General features: G+C 46.8%; 14 protein-coding genes and 1 pseudogene. 8 read left to right on the top strand and 7 right to left on the bottom strand.

All coding sequences use genetic code 11. The annotated features are described in order from the left end of the window. Nucleotides 1-206: 206 nt before the first annotated feature. The 3 genes from ACF8PK_RS09395 to ACF8PK_RS09385 form a co-directional block, all read right to left on the bottom strand. Nucleotides 207-1,610, bottom strand: coding sequence for a relaxase/mobilization nuclease domain-containing protein (locus ACF8PK_RS09395; protein ID WP_108693878.1), 1,404 nt, complete (start codon nucleotides 1,608-1,610; stop codon nucleotides 207-209). Beyond that, a complete protein-coding gene (locus ACF8PK_RS09390; RefSeq protein ID WP_065861136.1) occupies nucleotides 1,607-2,146 on the bottom strand; it encodes a chromosome partitioning protein ParA in 540 nt (179 codons plus the stop codon). Before ACF8PK_RS09390 ends, ACF8PK_RS09395 begins: the two co-directional genes overlap by 4 nt. 706 nt (nucleotides 2,147-2,852) lie before the next feature. After that, nucleotides 2,853-4,451, bottom strand: a complete 1,599-nt coding sequence (locus ACF8PK_RS09385; RefSeq protein ID WP_108693879.1) for a recombinase family protein — start codon at nucleotides 4,449-4,451, stop codon at nucleotides 2,853-2,855. Between the two features lie 59 nt (nucleotides 4,452-4,510). Here ACF8PK_RS09385 and ACF8PK_RS09380 point away from each other — a divergent pair. Together ACF8PK_RS09380 and ACF8PK_RS09375 are read left to right on the top strand one after the other, a co-directional pair. Then, nucleotides 4,511-4,777 (top strand): annotated as a pseudogene (locus ACF8PK_RS09380) (carboxypeptidase M32); the annotation flags it as partial. Nucleotides 4,778-5,151: 374 nt separating this feature from the next. Continuing rightward, complete coding sequence (locus tag ACF8PK_RS09375; RefSeq protein ID WP_275138704.1) at nucleotides 5,152-5,721, top strand: MSMEG_1061 family FMN-dependent PPOX-type flavoprotein; 570 nt, start codon at nucleotides 5,152-5,154, stop codon at nucleotides 5,719-5,721. A 244-nt stretch (nucleotides 5,722-5,965) separates the two neighbouring features. Here ACF8PK_RS09375 and ACF8PK_RS09370 read toward each other — a convergent pair whose 3' ends face one another. Continuing rightward, a complete protein-coding gene (locus ACF8PK_RS09370; RefSeq protein ID WP_004726036.1) occupies nucleotides 5,966-6,346 on the bottom strand; it encodes a hypothetical protein in 381 nt (126 codons plus the stop codon). A gap of 238 nt (nucleotides 6,347-6,584) precedes the next feature. Here ACF8PK_RS09370 and ACF8PK_RS09365 point away from each other — a divergent pair, with 238 nt between their 5' ends. Then, the gene (locus tag ACF8PK_RS09365) at nucleotides 6,585-7,403 is read left to right on the top strand and encodes a DNA-binding transcriptional regulator (RefSeq protein ID WP_004726037.1); all 819 of its coding nucleotides are present in this window, start codon (nucleotides 6,585-6,587) and stop codon (nucleotides 7,401-7,403) included. A gap of 28 nt (nucleotides 7,404-7,431) precedes the next feature. On the opposite strand, the gene hcaR is transcribed toward ACF8PK_RS09365, so the two are convergent. Beyond that, entirely contained in the window at nucleotides 7,432-8,316 is an 885-nt protein-coding gene (gene hcaR / locus ACF8PK_RS09360) for a DNA-binding transcriptional regulator HcaR (protein WP_392440939.1), read from the bottom strand. Between the two features lie 136 nt (nucleotides 8,317-8,452). On the opposite strand from hcaR, the gene hcaE reads away from it, so the two are divergent. From hcaE to hcaD, 5 genes are read left to right on the top strand one after another with little or no spacing between them, the layout of a single operon-like run. Further along, nucleotides 8,453-9,814 carry a 3-phenylpropionate/cinnamic acid dioxygenase subunit alpha gene (hcaE, locus tag ACF8PK_RS09355; protein WP_055466680.1) on the top strand — a complete coding sequence of 454 codons (1,362 nt, stop codon included), beginning with the start codon at nucleotides 8,453-8,455 and terminating at the stop codon, nucleotides 9,812-9,814. Continuing rightward, nucleotides 9,811-10,329, top strand: a complete 519-nt coding sequence (gene hcaF / locus ACF8PK_RS09350; RefSeq protein WP_232658729.1) for a 3-phenylpropionate/cinnamic acid dioxygenase subunit beta — start codon at nucleotides 9,811-9,813, stop codon at nucleotides 10,327-10,329. The genes hcaE and hcaF overlap by 4 nt, the downstream gene beginning before the upstream one ends. After that, nucleotides 10,329-10,646, top strand: a complete 318-nt coding sequence (gene hcaC / locus ACF8PK_RS09345) for a 3-phenylpropionate/cinnamic acid dioxygenase ferredoxin subunit (RefSeq protein WP_004726041.1) — start codon at nucleotides 10,329-10,331, stop codon at nucleotides 10,644-10,646. Before hcaF ends, hcaC begins: the two co-directional genes overlap by 1 nt. Further along, nucleotides 10,643-11,455, top strand: a complete 813-nt coding sequence (gene hcaB, locus ACF8PK_RS09340; RefSeq protein WP_154181134.1) for a 3-phenylpropionate-dihydrodiol/cinnamic acid-dihydrodiol dehydrogenase — start codon at nucleotides 10,643-10,645, stop codon at nucleotides 11,453-11,455. The genes hcaC and hcaB overlap by 4 nt, the downstream gene beginning before the upstream one ends. A gap of 9 nt (nucleotides 11,456-11,464) precedes the next feature. After that, nucleotides 11,465-12,664 carry a 3-phenylpropionate/cinnamic acid dioxygenase ferredoxin--NAD(+) reductase subunit gene (gene hcaD, locus ACF8PK_RS09335; RefSeq protein ID WP_392440934.1) on the top strand — a complete coding sequence of 400 codons (1,200 nt, stop codon included), beginning with the start codon at nucleotides 11,465-11,467 and terminating at the stop codon, nucleotides 12,662-12,664. A 93-nt stretch (nucleotides 12,665-12,757) separates the two neighbouring features. Here the strand turns inward: hcaD and ACF8PK_RS09330 are convergent, their stop codons facing one another. Together ACF8PK_RS09330 and dmpG are read right to left on the bottom strand one after the other, a co-directional pair. After that, nucleotides 12,758-14,113 carry an MFS transporter gene (locus tag ACF8PK_RS09330; RefSeq protein ID WP_392440931.1) on the bottom strand — a complete coding sequence of 452 codons (1,356 nt, stop codon included), beginning with the start codon at nucleotides 14,111-14,113 and terminating at the stop codon, nucleotides 12,758-12,760. A 77-nt stretch (nucleotides 14,114-14,190) separates the two neighbouring features. Further along, on the bottom strand, nucleotides 14,191-15,204 hold the full coding sequence (gene dmpG / locus ACF8PK_RS09325; protein WP_014205129.1) for a 4-hydroxy-2-oxovalerate aldolase: 1,014 nt from the start codon (nucleotides 15,202-15,204) through the stop codon (nucleotides 14,191-14,193). Nucleotides 15,205-15,212 lie beyond the last annotated feature (8 nt).

Here is a 15,212-nt window from a genome sequence, read left to right as displayed (position 1 = left end):
TAATTTTAAAAGATTGATTTTCAATCTCTATCTAATACAAACTAACTGACATTCCATTATTATTGACAGAAAAATTTGATAAAAAATTTATTAACTAAGACGAATCATTGATTTTTAAAAATCACCGAGGCATTAAAAAATAATGACTAGGGAATTATATATAGAAAGTAATATCATTGCATTTAAATACAACTATAAATATTAGGTTACTTCTTTATACCTTTGTGATCCTGGCTAATGATACTTTCTAATAGTTTGTTCACCAAACTTTGTTGTGGTTTATCATTCTTGTGTAAGATCTCAACATGAGCGGTAGTAATAAAAGTCTTATAGTCACTCTCAGAAATCTGTTTTGTGCTTAAATTTTCAAATAAATTTTCCATTGCTTTTCGCTTAGTGATGCATCTAAATGCTTTATCAATAGTATCCAAAAATAGCGCTTCAATGACAGTTTCAAAACCCATTTCAACATCTTTAAGCGTAGAAATCATCTCAACGACATACACAACATCAGAAGCGCCTTTTAATCTTTTACGTGCTCTCAAGTTCCACTTCATATCATCTATTAATTGTTCCACTTCTCTGCGATATCTAACATTCACAGAAAGCATGACAAGATAAGTCCTCATATCTTGGTCTTGCTTATTCTCATAAACTCTAATCGCATTATCTGATTGTTCTTGAGCGTGCGCAGCCGCTCTTTCAAGTTCTTCTTCATAGTTACTAAGGTCTTTACAGGCGTCATGTAGAATACCGTTTCTAATTAGCTTTCCTAGTGTATATTTTCGATTTCCGCCCAGCTGAGAAGCAGACATTCGAACCCCGTCGAGATTAAATACGATACCCACCGCCATCCCCTTCTTTGTTTGTAGCTCTACTTTGAGCCTTGAATGTGTTGACTCAACAGCAGTGACAAACTCTGCAAGATTAGAGCCTGGCTTTAACTTATTAATACCTGTTTTTACCAGCCGAGCGATTTGAGCCTTTTTGTTAAATTTTTTAGCGTCATTAATATCAGCATAGGTATCGTAACCAATCTCATTACTACTTACTAATTGTCGCAGACCAAACTCTATCTCTAGCTCCCTCATTACTTCTTGTGCTCGTATCTTGCTATAAGAGTCTTTGATGCGCTTTCTTGTCACTATATCGATGGTAGACGTGACTACGTGTATATGTTCTTCGTCGGTATCATTATGTTTAAAGACAATATATCTACAATTTGCATAACCCAAGCGGCTCATCAAATTTTTAGCTGTTTTACACCATTGTGCATTAGTTAAGCTTTCATTTGTATCGAGGCTAACTATCATGTGCTTAAACTGATGTTTAGCACTTGGGTTAAGCCTTATAGATTCTTGCATCTCCCTTATCGCAAGTGACATATCTAACATATCCCCTGGTGCGTTTTTAGCATTTACAGGGATATTTATAATATTATTTGCATAAATAAATTCTGTTAATGCACCAGCGACTTTAGTGGCTCCTGCACCATAATTTACTAAATATTTAGCCACTCGTTCATCGTCACCAGCAACATACTTTATGAGAGCATCTGCGGTTTGCTCTGTGTGTTTACCGCCTTTTTGTTCAGGTTCCTTATAGATCATGACTTGAACCCATTAATTTCTTTCAGTAGCTGAAAAAGCTTGTCTTCATTTAAATGCTGTTTTGCTATTTCATAAGCCACTTCTTGAGTAAAGCTATTCACTAGCAAGTGACGAGTAGCTTGAAACTCTCTTAATAACCCTGCTAGTACAACAAGAGTACTTTCTATTTCATCTCTTGTGAGAGATTTACTATTATCAATATCGTTGGCAATTGTTTTAATGTGTTCAGTGAGTTCTGAAGTTTCTGTGAAGAACTCTTTAGATGCCTCTAGAATGATGGGTTTGACTTTTACAGCATTATTGATGATGTCACGAGTAAATGCTGAAAGCTTTGAATAACCAGCTATGCATTGCTTGTTAACTAGCTCTTGATATTCTTTTTCAGTGAGATTTGTCTTTACTGATTTAATCTGCAAATCAGCAGGTTCTTTACGAGCTTTGTATTTCTCTTTTTTTACTGTCTTTATGGCAGTTTCAATAGCTCTAAAATCCTCTGCCCCTACATCCCTTAGAAGATCTAATATATCGTTTTTCATAATTATTACCTTTTGTTGTATTTATACTCACCTCTCAAATAATTAGATATGGTTATTACGAACTAAGACTTACAGCATATGATAAACCAGCGCTAACACCGAAGGGGGTTAGTGCAACCAACCTGAATGGGCGGAGTATTTGTCGGAGTTTAATTTGGAACAAATAAACGCGCAGACACAGCTTGCTTAAAATTCATTTCTTATATTATATCTTTATAATAATATTAGTTTCAACTTATTTTCCACATATTAATATACGTAGGGTTAATAAAAAACACACAGCAATAGTACGAATAATTATCCAAAGAAAATAATCTATTAAAAATCAATGATATTGAAAGATCATGGTAATAACTTACTTAACGAGTAAGTAAAACAACAAATAAAATCCTTAAAATTAAGTAGCCATACAACAGATTATTCTTATGATATAATTAGTTAGTAATTATTAGAAGTTGAATATTAAGTACGCATTATTAACCATAAATTAATTGCTAATTTATGGTTAATTAAATACGATTTGATTTAATCTTTATATAATTAATGAATAATATCAATTTATTCACTATTAGATATGGACAATGCCAATCCAAAACTTGAATATGACATTGTCTCAAGGAGTGATTTACTTCAAATGAAGTTTAGATTATGCCTTAGACAAATATGTAGCTAAAATCTTTTAACACAAATATTAAAGAAAAATAATTTATTTTTTCCTTCTGATAATCTTAGATCGAAATAGAGACGTACAATATGATTTACTTTTTTCATCAAAATAGACATTCATTACGTTTCCATTAGTAAATTTTATAGATAATGACTTAGTCTCAAAATCAATCACAATCTTATCTAAAACTTGCATAATTATATTTTTTAGCTTTTTTCTTTCTACACTATTTTTTACGTCTAAACATTTCAATGCTAATGTTTTCAGCTCTTTTAAATCACCCTCATTCTTTGTGTCATTTGTTTGATTCAACTCATTACTAAGTTTTATCTTCTTCTCATTCAAATCACTAAGCTTTTCCTGAAAAACAGTCGTAAGATCAGCATTATTAAGCTCAATCATTGAACTCACTAATACTTTTATCTGACGGTCAATTTCAGATATTTCTGCTTTTAATCCTTCTTTATTAACTTTTTTACTTTTGTACTTCATTAAAAATTCAGGATCTAGTTCATGATAGATTGAATAAATAAAGTGTTTCTCTAATTCAGCACATTTAAAACTTTTACAACAGTCTCCAGACTCACTATGTTTCTTACAATGCAAACGCATTACGCTCTGCATGTATTTTCCTTTACGGTTTATTTGTTTCTGAGTTTGAGTCCCTGTTGCATATCCACATTTGGCGCAAACAGATTTTCCTTTTCCATAACTTGACAACAAGTAAGTAACTTCACCATATGATTCTCGACTATTTGACCTCGCATTCTTTTTTTCCTGAATGACGAGGTAATCAACTTTTGAAATTAAAGATGGATAAAAACTCTCTAATTCAAAGTTTTCTTTCACTTTTCTTCCATTAACTAAATAACTAATTTCGAACTCTTTGAATCCATAGAGTGCTTTGTTGTCAAGTATCGTACGTATCGTAGTGATACCCCATCGATCTTTGCCTGTTGGCGATTTTATACCTTTCTCTGCAAGCTTCCTTGAAATTGATTTTAATCCTTCATTATTTAGGTACATATCGATGATCAACTTAACATTTTCAGCTCTAGAATTTAAAACGTAACTACCATCTATATAATCCAGCCAATGTGGAACTGTACCTATTGACTTAACGTTCCCACTCTCGCGGAACTCCTTTACTTTTCCTTTGATGCTCTCAATAGCCCTTTTCTGCTTGGTCAAAGACTCTTCGTGTGCTCTGAGCATTGTACCAATCATCATAAACAGTCGAGATGGCTCTCTAGCTAGTGTTTCCTTGTTATATTCTAGTCCGTCATTCTCAGTAATTATTGTGATATCATTATCAATCAGCTTATCAAATAACTTATGAGCATCTCTCGGTGCGTCTCTACTCAGTCGGTCGAAAGACTCTACAATTAGTATAGAATCTTTTTCAATTTCGCCTTGCTCAACCGATTTGAGAAAACCTGCGAGATTACCCTTTTTGGCATTGTTGCCATAAAAAGCGGATACACCTCGATCCGTGATCACTGATTCTTCATCTATTTCCAACTTATATTTGTCTGCAACTCTCTGTGCACACTCTCGCTGTCTACGAATAGAGTCTCCGTTTTCTTGCTTCATGTCTGAGTATCGAAAATAGAGATAAATTTTTGCTCCTGCCTTCATAAGTTTCTCCCAATTCTTCAAATAGCCTAATGATAAACAATGCAGTTAAGATTGTAAATTGGTGTGACGGTAGTTTCGGCTATTTCCCAAGCTACACCTTGGGTGCGATGTACGCGGCGCAATTTATGGCCACCATGAAACAGAGTGTTGATGTGGATGCGGTGATTCGCAGCGGCGACTTATCTCCGATTTTTGCTTGGCTACACAGCAATATTTGGAGCAAAGGCAGCCTATTCACAACAGATGAACTCGTGAAACACGCGACGGGTGAAACACTCAACGCCAAGCATTTCAAAGTGCATCTAGAAGATCGTTATTTGAAATAAACGTGACATCATCACAACCGAAAAGAAAGAGCCGCGAATGCGGCTCTTTTTGTCAACGAGGATTACCACGAATACTGCAATGCGGCATTCAATGAACGCCCCGGGTTGTAGTAATTAGCCGTCCCAGAGCCAACGACCTATCGGGATAATCAGTCATCGATACAATCATCGTCAGTGCAAATATCAGGGTGGTGACGATCGCTTTAATCATAAACATCGGTTTGACTTCTATTTAATGAACTCAGGAATTGATTGCAGAAAAGGCTTTTCGCTCGGTATGATGACTTCGTTTATGATAATAGAAACCATTAACCGATAGAAGTAACTATCATTTACAAATAGTTCACGACCGATAACAAAAGAGAAAGCATGCGATGAGTCAAATCACGACACTGGAACAATTAAGAGCGTTATATCACCTACCGGCGCCTCTGGCTGTGGCCAAGGATCTGCACCACATCGATCAACACACGAAAACCTTTATTGAAAACAGCACGCTGTTTTTTCTGGCGACAAAAAGTGCCGATGGTTTGTTGGATGTATCACCGCGAGGTGGCGAAGCGGGATTCGTGAAAGTATTGGATGATCAAACACTTGGATTTCCGGACAGCCCCGGTAACAACCGGTTAGACACCCTCACCAACTTGCTAACCCATCCGGAAGTTGGCTTATTATTTGTGGTGCCCGGCATCGAAGATGTAGTGCGAATTAAAGGCACGGCTTCCATTCATGTGGATGACGCCATTCGCGAACATTGTTTAGATGGCAAAACCATCCCGAAATTAGTCATTAAAGTGGCCGTCGAGACCTTATTATTCCACTGCCCGAAAGCATTTATGAAATCGGCAATTTGGAAGGCTGAATCTCACCAAACCCGCGATCTATTACCGTCGCTGTTAAATATCATTAAAGATCAGCAAAAAGAAAAAGCGCAGCGAAGCTAACGATTATTTTGTGGCTTCATGTTGACCACTAAAAAAATGAAAAAATATAAATTCCACTGACCATGAATGGCTCATTTTCGTGTATTTGGGCGGCATTGAATACGCGATAAATATCGACCAACGTGAAGCTTCGGCTCCCCATACAAAAAAGAAAAGGCGTGGGTAGATTCGTTCTACTCACGCCTTCAATTGAACGGCGGTCATTCACAACAGCGCCACTGCAACTCAGTGTGCTGACTGCAGATTAGTCTTCGTCGACATCGCAACCCGTGCAGCTTTGCAGTGCGATTTCGTGTTCAAATACCACCGTGTCGTTGCCCTCTGCGGTCAGTTCAGCGATTTCGTCTGCCACTTCTTGTGCATCATCCGCTTCCACCTGGCCCGCCAACTCTTCTTCAGCGTAACCGTAGAAGTTCAGCAGCAAGTAATCGCGTGCTTCTTCTTTCGAACACGTCACGTTCACCGCGATATCTGGCTCAAGGTTGTCTTGCGCGACAATCGCAGCCACTTGTTCGAGCACCTCATCTTTCATCGCAGCAGTTAACCAACCCAAGTCGGTGCTGACTGTGGTCTTTTTGCAGTTAAAACAAGGCAGTTGATGAAAGTAATATTGAAAATCAGCCATAGGTCATTTCTTCTTTGAGTGTTGAATAGGTGGATTATGCGCGTTTTCTCGCAAAATACTATCTTATTAGTCGGCGCAGAGACAATTGCCATGCGGAATATAGCCAAGCGCCGCATACGCCGTATCACCCGCATCCTTTCGCAGCATTCAAGATCGATTAACGTAAGCCATCCCAAAGAATTACTCGCCCACTTCCTTTATGCTGGTCACGCATGATAAGAACAACATCTGGTATCCCATGACACAACCATCAGCCGACTACAAAACCGTGCGCGGTCTCACGCGTGGCCTTTATTTGCTCAACGTGCTCAATCGCCTAGACGGCGGCGCAACGGTGCGCCAACTGTCTGAATTAACTGGCATTCACCGTACCACGGTCAAACGATTATTAGAAACGCTGAAAGGCGAAGGCTACGTACGATACAGCCTGTCTGATGACAGCTTCCGTCTCACCATGAAAGTGCGTGAATTGAGTGAAGGATTTCGCGACGAACAGTGGATCTCCGCGCTGGCTGCACCTTTGCTTGGCGGCCTGTTGGAAAACGTGGTGTGGCCAACCGACATCACCACCTTGGACGTTGATGCCATGGTGGTTCGTGAAACCACCCACCGGTTCAGCCGATTGTCGTTTCACCGTGCCATGGTCGGACGCCGACTTCCCATTTTGCTGACCGCGTGCGGCCTCACCTATCTCGCCTTCTGCCCAGAAAATGAACGCGACAACATTATCGCGCTGCTCGCCCAGCGGGACGACGCGGCCTATCAACTGGCGCGCGAACCCGAAAAACTGGCCAAGCTATTACAAACGATTCGCGACAAAGGGTACGGCGAGAATAATCAGAGCTGGCAGCAAGAGAACAAAATTGCCGCCATTGCAGTGCCAATCAACGATGAAGACCGCATCATCGGTTGCCTCAATCTGGTGTACATCGCCAAAGCGATGACCATTGAACAAGCCGCAGAACGCTATTTGCCAGCTTTACAAAGTGTCGCCAAACAGATCGAATCGGGCGTGGCGGAAAACACCATTCGCTTTGGTCACCCGCATATTCACTGAAGCTTTGTCTACCAACACATCAGCGCAATCACGCTTCCTCTGTTTTGGCGCTGATGATGTCAATCAAATCGTGCAGCGCCGGGTTTTCGTTCTCTCGGCTCCACGCCATGATGAGGTCAAACGTCGGCGCCTCTCCCGCTAACGGACGAAATACCACATTACCCGAGTTAAACTTCTCCATGTAACTGGGAATAATGGATATGCCCAGCCCCATGCCGACCAAATTCATCGTCACCAAAATATTACTCGCCGCCTGAACGATGTTGGGTTGGCACGCAGCCGCCGTCAAATAGTCCTCGACAATCGCCGATAGCGACCCGGAGTATTGGGGGTCGGTTGACACAAAATCTTGACCGTTGAGCATCTGAGGCGCAATCACTCGTTCTTTGGCCAGCGGGTGCTGCGCAGGCAAAATCGCCACCAACGGTTCATGAAACAAAATCACATGATCAATGTTGGAACTCGTGACGGGGTAACGCATAAATCCCACATCCAATTGACCATCCAGAATCTTCGCTTCCTGCTCGGTCGTAATCACACTGCTGAGCTCAATTTGAGTATTGGGCTGCTTGATCCGCAGCAACGGTAACGCGCTCGGTAACACGTTCACTTCCGCCGATGGCACAAACCCAATCGTCAGCGAATTGTTGGCGATCATGGCCTGTCTTGCTTTGAACTTTGCTCTTTCGGCCATGTCGAGGATGGCAATCGCTTCATCAAGAAACAGCTCTCCAGCGGGCGTCATGGTCACTTTTCGGCGGTTACGGTTGAGCAACGGCACACCGACGCACTGCTCCAAATCTTTGATCTGGCTGCTCAGCGACGGCTGTGATGTATGGAGCTTTTCTGCGGCACGCGTAAAGTTTAACTCTTGGGCTACCGCAACAAAGTACCGTAAGTGCCTTAATTCCATGACAAATTTCCTGTTATTTGAAAAACCACTTAGCTGATAGAAAGTAAATATTTCACATTTCGCACACCAATTCGCAACATGATTATGAACGAGACATCGAAGGTCAATAACTCTGTTACCCGAGGATTTTAATAATATGACCACACACACAAAACTGGATATTTACAGCCTAATCGACAGCAAAAACGGTCGTGTCACGCCCAACATTTACACCGACAATGAAATCTATCAACTTGAATTAGAAAGAATTTTTGGTCGATGCTGGCTCTTTTTGGCCCACGAAAGCCAAATCCCCAAAGCCGGCGATTTCTTCAACACTTACATGGGCGAAGACGCCGTGGTGGTGGTACGCCAGAAAGACGGTTCAATCAAAGCATTCCTCAACCAATGTCGTCACCGCGCCATGCGCGTGAGCAACGGCGACTGCGGTAATACACGTGCGTTCACCTGCCCATATCACGGTTGGTCCTACGGCATTGACGGAAACTTGATTGATGTACCATTAGAACCGCGCGCTTACCCACAAGGCCTGTGCAAATCGCAATGGGGCCTGAATGAAGTGCCGTGCGTTGAAAGCTACAAAGGATTGATTTTTGGCAACTGGGACACCAGTGCGCCCACGCTAACCGATTATTTGGGCGACATTGCATGGTACCTTGATGGCGTGCTTGACCGCCGTGAAGGCGGCACCGAAATCGTCGGTGGCGTTCAAAAATGGGTCATCAATTGTAACTGGAAATTCCCGGCAGAGCAGTTTGCGAGCGACCAATACCACGCCCTCTTCTCTCATGCCTCTGCGGTTCAAGTGCTGGGCGCCAAAGACGGGGACGACGACAAAAAACTCGGCGCAGATCAAACCGCTCGCCCCGTGTGGGAAACCGCCAAAGATGCCTTGCAGTTTGGCCAAGAAGGCCACGGCAGCGGGTTCTTCTTCACCGAAAAACCGGATGCCAACGTATGGGTCGATGGCGAAGTCGCGCGTTACTATCGTGACACTTACGAAGAAGCCCATGAACGCTTGGGCGAAGTGCGCGCGCTGCGCCTCGCTGGACACAACAATATCTTCCCTACCTTGTCGTGGTTAAACGGCACGGCAACCCTGCGTGTTTGGCACCCCAAAGGCCCCGATCAAGTGGAAGTGTGGGCATTTTGCATCACCGACAAAGCCGCATCCGACGAAGTCAAAGCCGCATTTGAAAACAGCGCCACGCGCGCGTTTGGCCCGGCCGGATTCTTAGAACAAGACGACTCCGAAAACTGGTGTGAAATTCAAAAACTGCTCAAAGGGTATCGTGCCCGCAACAGCAAGCTGTGTTTGGAAATGGGTTTGGGCCAGGAGAAGCGACGCGAAGATGGAATCCCCGGCACCACCAATTACATTTTCTCCGAAACGGCTGCGCGCGGCATGTACCAACGTTGGGCGGATTTACTCACCAGCGACTCTTGGGACGACATCCATCGTAAAACCGCTGCGTACCAACAGGAGGTCCTGAAATGAAACTTGTCTCCCTGCAACTTCATCATGAGATCAGTCAGTTCCTCGCTCACGAGGCGGCATTGCTCGATGATTGGAAATTCCGCGATTGGCTTGATCTTCTCGACGAGACGTTGGCTTACACCATGCGCACCACCGTCAATGCGCAAACCCGCGACCGTCGAAAGGGCAAACAGCCGCCGACCACGTGGATATTTAACGACACCAAGTCTCAGCTTGAGCGCCGCATCGCTCGCTTAGAAACCGGCATGGCTTGGGCGGAAGAGCCCCCGTCGCGCACGCGCCATTTGATCACCAACTGTCAGGTGGAAGAGACCGAACAGGTCGGCGTGTTTGCCGTGCGTGTGAACTACCTTCTGTATCGCGCACAGAAAGAACGGGACGAGAGTTTCTACGTCGGCACGCGTTTTGACCTCGTCAAACAAGCCGACAACGCCACGGGCTGGCGCTTGCTCAAACGCGAAATCGTGCTCGACCAAGCGACCATTACGTCCCATAACCTGAGTGTGTTGTTCTGATGAATCGAATTAAAGCTTGCCTCGTAGATGATTTGCCGGAAGGTGAGGCACTCCGGATTGACGCCAACCCAGTCATTGCCCTGTTTCATGTTGGCGGCGAATTTTTTGCCATGAATGATCGTTGCAGCCATGGCAATGCATCCATGTCGGAAGGGTATGTCGAAGAGGATGCAACCGTCGAATGCCCACTGCATGCTGCCAGTTTTTGCCTGAAAACCGGCAAAGCGTTGTGTTTACCCGCCACCGATGCCATCGCAACCTACCCGGTCAGCGTCGAAGGTGACACCGTCTACGTTGATCTACCGGAGGCCTCATGAGCGATCTTCAGCAAGAAGTCATTCTGATCACTGGCGGCGGCTCCGGGTTGGGGTTGGCACTCGTCCATCGCTTTCTGGAAGAGGGCGCGCACGTCGCGGTACTCGACATCTCACAGACCAAAGTGGATGCGCTGAACCACCGATACGGCGAACGCGTGCTCGCCGTTCAGGGGGACGTCACCAGTGTGGCGGATAACGAACGAGCGGTTGCCGACACGTTGGCGCGCTTTGGAAAGTTGGACTGCTTTATTGGCAATGCAGGCATTTGGGATCACAACGCTTCGCTGGTCAATACGCCAGCCGAACAGCTCAAACAAGGGTTTGACGAACTGCTTAAAATCAACGTGCTCGGCTACCTGCTGGGGGCCAAAGCCGCCACCCCTGCACTGCTGGCCAGCCAAGGCAGCATGATCTTTACGTTGTCCAATGCCGCGTGGTATCCGGGCGGCGGCGGCCCGTTGTACACAGCCAGCAAACACGCGGCGGTGGGTTTGATTCGCCAACTCGCGTATGAGCTGGCACCTAAAATTCGCGTCAATGGCGTTGGCCCCTGTGGCATGGCGACCGATCTGCGCGGCCCGCAATCGCTGAATCAGCATGATCGCACCATTACGGCCTCGCTCAGCCCAGAAAAAATCGCCGCGATTTTGCCGTTGCAATACATGCCCGAAACCGAAGAGTTTACCGGCCCTTACGTCATGCTCGCCTCGCGCCGCAACAATCGCACGCTGACCGGCGTGATGATCAATGCAGACGCCGGATTAGGCATTCGCGGCATTCGTCATGTCGCGGCAGGCCTCGATTTATAAGGAGTGGAGATGGACAACCGATTTGTGATTTTAGGCGGCGGTCAGGCGGGAGCGACCGCAGCTGCCCTGCTGCGCCAAAAAGGATTTACGGGGCAGATCACCCTGCTGTGTGATGAAGCCGATTTTCCCTACGAACGCCCGCCGCTGTCGAAAGCGATGCTGCTTGATGAGCATCCGGCGCTGCAACCCATCTTGCCCCCATCATGGTGGCAGGAGCAACGCGTCGAGGTGCAATTCAACAGCCAGATCGTCGCATTGAAACCCGACACGCGGCAACTTGAACGCCACGATGGTAGCGTTATTGCGTTTGATAAACTGCTGATCGCCACCGGTGCACGAGCGCGAAAACTACCGCTGTTGGATGCCTTAGGCGCTCGCGCCACCACGCTGCGTCATGCAGGCGATGCGCGCCAGTTGCGGACGCAACTGCGCAGTGGGCAACGTTTGATCGTAGTTGGCGCAGGCACGATCGGGCTGGAAGTGGCTGCCACCGCGCGTCAATGCGGCTGTGAAGTCACGGTAATCGAAGCGGCGCCCGTGTTGATGGGGCGAAATACGCCGCCCCCGATTCAATCGTATTTGCTCGATTACCATCGCCAACGCGGCGTCACGTTCCATTTCAATAGCCAAATTGAATGCGCAAGCGCCGACGATGGCGTGACCCTCACTCTCCAACAGGGCGAGCAAATTCACGGCGATCACGTCGTTTATGGCATCGGTATTGAACCCAACGATCAACTGGCACAAGCAGCGGGGTTGGCCACGCACAATGGCATTATCATTGATGCATTGTGCCGAACATCGCACCCTGACATTTTTGCGGCGGGTGATGTGTGCTTGCAACGCCACCCAGATGGCAATTTGGTTCGATTGGAAACCTGGGAGAACGCCAATCGGCAGGCGGACATCGTCACGGCAGCGATGCTCAATCAAGCGCCACCTGTGCATGGCGCGCCGTGGTTTTGGACCGATCAATACGATCTTAACCTGCAATTTATCGGCAACACGCGCAGTGACCATTGGCTCTGCCGTGGCGACGCAAATCAACGGATCTGGTTGAGTTTGAACGGCGATCAACTAAACGGGGCAATCACCCTCAACCAAGGCCGCGAAGTGCGTGTGCTGCGCAAATTAATCGACAGTGGCAAAGCGCTCGATGCGGCGCAACTCACCGATACCAGCGTGGCATTAAAATCGTTGTTGAAGTAGCGCGGGAGACCTCGCGCGGAAATAACGCAAAAGCCAGTCCGAAGACTGGCTTTTCATTGTAAGTACATCATGAACCGTTTGATATGTGGCTAATTATTTACCCATCACCGGCGCCGTGTTGGCTTTTTCTTCCGCCTTCACCAGAGCCGTTTCTTTCGATTTATAGACCCCAAATGCCGTGACAGCACACAGCACACAGAACAGCGCGGCGATGTACTGAGTGTTGGTGCCGCCCCCTGCCTGATTCAACAACGCTTGCGCGATAATGGGCGTAAAGCCCGCGCCAATTAATGAGGTAAGCTGGTAGGTCAATGACAAACCGGTGTATCGGGTTCGTGTGGTGAACTTTTCACTGATAAACGCGCCCATCGGGCCATACATCACCGCCTGAATAATGGGGTTTCCGATAATAAAGCCGAGTAACATCATCCATGGGCTGCCGTGGCTGATTAAGCCAAACATTGGCCAAATCAGAATCATGCCCACCACCGTGCCCGTCAACATCACCGGGCGACGTCCATATCGATCTGACACGGCCGCCATCAATGGAATGGTAAAAATGTGCAACGTATTGGCGATAGTCAGCATCAATAAGGCATCACTGCGGCTGTGGCCAATCGACACCGCGTACGTCAGTGCAAATGTCGCCAACAGCGATTGAATGAACAGCGGTGCGATCCCCGACAACGTGCCCAAGCCAATCTCTTTGGACGAGGTACGAAACAGTTCCACCAGCGGCACGCCTGTATGCGCCTCTTCTTGCTCCTGCTTGGCTTTGGCCGCTTCGAAATCAGGAGATTCGGTGACGCGATGACGCATGTACAAACCGATGATCACCAACAGCGCCGAAAGCAAAAATGGCACCCGCCAGCCCCAATCCATAAACGCTTCTTCCGGCATGAGGGAGAATCCTCCCAGCACCAAGGTAGCCAATACCGCGCCAGAAGGCCCGCCGGAAACCGCAATGCTGGCGCCAAGCCCTTTCGATTTTTTGCTCGAATGTTCCATCGCCATCAAGGTGGCACCCGCCCATTCACCGCCAACGGCCAAGCCCTGCAACACACGCAGCACCAACAAGGCAATCGGTGCCGCAATGCCGATACTTTCATAGGTTGGCAACATGCCGATCAGAATCGACACCAAGCCCATCACCATCAAGGTGACGAATAGAATCTGCTTACGGCCATATTTGTCACCAAAGTGACCAAACAACAAACCGCCGATCGGACGGGCGATGTAACCGGTCGCCAGAGTCAGAAACGACAGGATGATCCCAAGCCCCGGGTCCAGATCGCTAAAAAACAGCGCAGGAAACACAAGGCTCGCTGCACTGCCATAGAGAAGAAAGTCATAATATTCGACCGTCGATCCCAGATAACTGGAAATCACGGCACGGCGACTCTCGCGCTTTTTTTGCTTCTGTTCAGCTTCACGTATTGGATTAGACATATTCCTCACTCCATATCGGAATGACCGGCTTCTCGAAAGAATGCCGGTCTTTTTATTATTATTTAATGAGTTCCAGTTTATCGGCGCTGCAGCAGGTCGAGTGCCACGTCGACGATCATATCTTCCTGACCGCCAACCATGCCGCGTTTACCCAGTTCCACCAAGATATCCACGGCTTTCAGGTTGTAGCGTTCTGCTGCGCGTTCTGCATGGCGAAGGAAGCTGGAGTAAACCCCGGCATAACCCAGCGCCAATGTTTCTCGGTCCACACGAACCGGACGATCTTGCAATGGACGAACGATTTCGTCGGCTGCATCCATCAGCGCATACAAATCGGTGCCGTGGTTCCAGCCCAGTTTGTCTGCCGCCGCGATGAAGACTTCTAACGGCGCGTTACCCGCACCCGCGCCCATGCCGGAGAGGCTGGCGTCAATGCGGTTACACCCTTCTTCTACCGCCACGATGCTGTTTGCCACGCCCAAGCTCAGGTTGTGGTGTGCGTGAATCCCCGTTTGTGTTTCAGGATTCAGCACGTCTTTCAGCGCGCGGAAACGGTCGCGAATATCGTTCATGGTCATGGCACCGCCAGAATCCACCACGTAGATACAGGTCGCGCCGTAGCTCTCCATCTTCTTCGCTTCCAGCGCAAGGTTTTGTGGCGTGGTCATGTGGCTCATCATCAAAAAGCCTACGGTATCCATGCCCAGATGACGTGCGTGTTCAATGTGCTGTTTCGACACATCCGCCTCAGTACAATGCGTGGCCACACGAACGATACGTGCGCCCGCTTGATACGCGTTTTCCAAATCATGCACGCTGCCGATCCCCGGCAACAAAAGCGTCGCTACTTTGGCATGATTCAACTCTTCGGCCACCGCCGCGATCCACGCTAAATCGGTGTGCGCGCCGAACCCATAGTTGAAGCTTGACCCTTGCAGGCCATCACCGTGAGCAACTTCGATGGAATCGACTTTGGCGTTATCCAGCGCGCGAGCGATCTGCTTGACTTGTTCGATCGAATATTGATGACGCACAGCGTGCATACCATCGCGCAATGTCACGTCTGAGATATAAAGTTTTTGTCCATTCATGAGTGACG

Source organism: Vibrio sp. CJQ_6, assembly GCF_043106745.1.
In the GTDB taxonomy this organism is placed as follows: domain Bacteria; phylum Pseudomonadota; class Gammaproteobacteria; order Enterobacterales; family Vibrionaceae; genus Vibrio; species Vibrio furnissii.
The sequence above is the reverse complement of the archived record's forward strand: the minus strand, read 5'-3'. Positions and strand labels throughout refer to the sequence as shown.

Coding starts and splice junctions, on each gene's coding strand:
- ACF8PK_RS09395 (WP_108693878.1), bottom strand. CDS start 1,610: ATGATCTATAAGGAACCTGAACAAAAAGGCGGTAAACACACAGAGCAA.
- ACF8PK_RS09390 (WP_065861136.1), bottom strand. CDS start 2,146: ATGAAAAACGATATATTAGATCTTCTAAGGGATGTAGGGGCAGAGGAT.
- ACF8PK_RS09385 (WP_108693879.1), bottom strand. CDS start 4,451: ATGAAGGCAGGAGCAAAAATTTATCTCTATTTTCGATACTCAGACATG.
- ACF8PK_RS09375 (WP_275138704.1), top strand. CDS start 5,152: ATGAGTCAAATCACGACACTGGAACAATTAAGAGCGTTATATCACCTA.
- ACF8PK_RS09370 (WP_004726036.1), bottom strand. CDS start 6,346: ATGGCTGATTTTCAATATTACTTTCATCAACTGCCTTGTTTTAACTGC.
- ACF8PK_RS09365 (WP_004726037.1), top strand. CDS start 6,585: ATGACACAACCATCAGCCGACTACAAAACCGTGCGCGGTCTCACGCGT.
- hcaR (WP_392440939.1), bottom strand. CDS start 8,316: ATGGAATTAAGGCACTTACGGTACTTTGTTGCGGTAGCCCAAGAGTTA.
- hcaE (WP_055466680.1), top strand. CDS start 8,453: ATGACCACACACACAAAACTGGATATTTACAGCCTAATCGACAGCAAA.
- hcaF (WP_232658729.1), top strand. CDS start 9,811: ATGAAACTTGTCTCCCTGCAACTTCATCATGAGATCAGTCAGTTCCTC.
- hcaC (WP_004726041.1), top strand. CDS start 10,329: ATGAATCGAATTAAAGCTTGCCTCGTAGATGATTTGCCGGAAGGTGAG.
- hcaB (WP_154181134.1), top strand. CDS start 10,643: ATGAGCGATCTTCAGCAAGAAGTCATTCTGATCACTGGCGGCGGCTCC.
- hcaD (WP_392440934.1), top strand. CDS start 11,465: ATGGACAACCGATTTGTGATTTTAGGCGGCGGTCAGGCGGGAGCGACC.
- ACF8PK_RS09330 (WP_392440931.1), bottom strand. CDS start 14,113: ATGTCTAATCCAATACGTGAAGCTGAACAGAAGCAAAAAAAGCGCGAG.
- dmpG (WP_014205129.1), bottom strand. CDS start 15,204: ATGAATGGACAAAAACTTTATATCTCAGACGTGACATTGCGCGATGGT.